The following is a 2,190-nucleotide window of genomic DNA, read 5'->3' on the forward strand; positions in this document are numbered from 1 at the left end:
CGGTTTCACTTCAATATTACTTCAGTAAAAAAATGGCGACAGAGCATACCTTGTCCAAGTTGACCATGGTATCTCAGGACTTGAGCGACTATATCGGTAACGTCGACTCAGACGCGATAAATACCGCTCGATTACTGTCTTCCGTACATCGCTCTATTAGCTATCAAATTTCTCGCGAAGAGTCGCGTGGGATCCTCTCAGAAGCGATAAAAGATAACCCTCTTTTTTATAGTATTTACATAGGTTCTTCTAACGAACGCTTCTTCCAAATTATCAATCTGGAATCTTCTCCTTTTGTTAGAGAAAAAATTGGTGCCGATCGCTCAGACCGTTGGGTGGTGATCGAGATAAGCGACAGGGAAGCAGGTCGTATCCGCACGACTAAGTATTACGACCTTGAGTTTAATCTCAGGGAGTCAAAGACAGAACCGAGTAATTATTTTCCGACGACACGGCCTTGGTATGAATCCGCTAATACAGAGACGGTTGAAAAAACGCAGCCTTACCTTTTTCAGCATCTCCAGATAACTGGCCAAACCTATTCTCTAGCTTTTGAATCAAAAGCTGCTAGCGATACACAACACGTGATAGGCATCGATATCGTATTATCTTCTTTAGCGAGTAAGTTGTCTGCAAGCGCATTAGGTTTAGAGGAGGATAGTCAGGCAGAATCTTTCTTATACTCAAAGTCAGGTAACATTATTGCGTCAAATCGAGATGCTGAAACGGAAAATGCACTTCCTCAAATAAGTGAAATCGATTGGTCTGCTCAACAAAAAGCCGTAATTGAGAGCATGCCTCCTTTGTTATTCTCTAATCAAAGCGATTGGGGACCAATGGATTTCGCTGTATCTGGACAGCCACACGGTTATGCGATTGATCTTCTGAAAATGATTAGCGAGATGAGTGGTGTTAAGTTCGAGTTCGTTAATGGCTTTTCGTGGGCAGAGCTAACGGGAAAGTTTCATGAGGGAAGCATCGATGGTTTGCACTCTATTCAGAATTACGAAAGCAACGGAGTAAAAGGCTTATATACGGATGCGATTTACGAGCTACCTTTCTCTGTTGTTACGCGAGAAAACGCGCAAATCGTCTCAAACTACGGAGATCTCAGCGGAAAAAAGGTTGCGATTTTATCTGGATGGTCGGTTATTCCTCAACTAAGAAAAGATTTTCCAAATATTGAGCTTGTTGAATTTCCTAGTATGGAATTGGCATTTGACGCTGTTGATCGTGGTGAGAGCTTTGCAGTACTCGACGCTAAGCCAGTGCTTGAATTTTCTTTGGATAAATTTTTCCATGCAAGATTGAAAGTTAATGAAGTGCTGTTGGACCTCAAAGCTAATTACCCAAACCAGTTCCACATTGTGTTGCAAAACAAACATCAGCAGTTCTTACCTATCCTAAATCAAGCGATTCGCACACTCACAGATGAACAGAAAGCTTTTTTATCTCAAAAATGGTTTCATCATCATGCCCTTAACTCCGGTACAACCATTCCTTATGCTGAGCTTTATGAACGAACTGCAACGGCTACGACCGAAGGTGAAATGGCTAAGATTTTGCTCAATGGAGAACCTAAGCGTCTTTATCTGAAAAAGGTTGAAACGGGCGAGCACTACTCTGAATATTTTGCCGTTGCGATACCTGAGGAGGAAATCTACAGCGCGGTCAACAAGCGACTTGTGACGTCTATTGGTGTGACAGTGCTTTTGATGAGCTTAACTTTGCCTGTAGCTTGGATATTTGGTGCGCCAATTGTTCGGCCGATACGCCAATTAAAGGCTGAAACTAGCAAGATTAAGCAGCGTGATTATGACAACGTAGCCTTACTTGACACTCGAATAAAGGAAGTTTGGGAGTTATCTGTTGCAGTCAAAGAGATGGCAACAGAGATAAAGCAGCATGAGCAGAATCAAGAGGCCTTTGTTGAATCTTTTATTAAGCTGATTGCTCAGGCGATCGATGATAAGTCCGCTTATACGGCTGGGCATTGTAACCGTGTACCAGAACTGGGTTTGATGCTGGCTGATGTGGCTGAAAAATCACAGTCTGAGCACTTCAAAGATTTTAAGTTTGAAAATGATGATGAGCGTCGTGAGTTTAGAATTGCGGCTTGGCTTCATGATTGTGGCAAGATCACGACACCTGAACACATCGTCGATAAAGGTACGAAGCTAGAAGCTAACT

The 2,190-nt window shown here is 42.6% G+C and carries 1 protein-coding gene; it reads left to right on the plus strand.

Annotated features, from left to right (window positions below; all coding sequences use genetic code 11):
- Nucleotides 1-2,190, plus strand: a 2,190-nt coding sequence (locus AB4653_RS14905) for a transporter substrate-binding domain-containing protein (protein ID WP_372104591.1), incomplete at both ends; no start/stop codon positions are given.

Origin of the sequence: Vibrio sp. 10N.222.48.A3, from assembly GCF_041475345.1 — a bacterium.
GTDB classification, from domain to species: Bacteria; Pseudomonadota; Gammaproteobacteria; order Enterobacterales; family Vibrionaceae; genus Vibrio; species Vibrio tasmaniensis_A.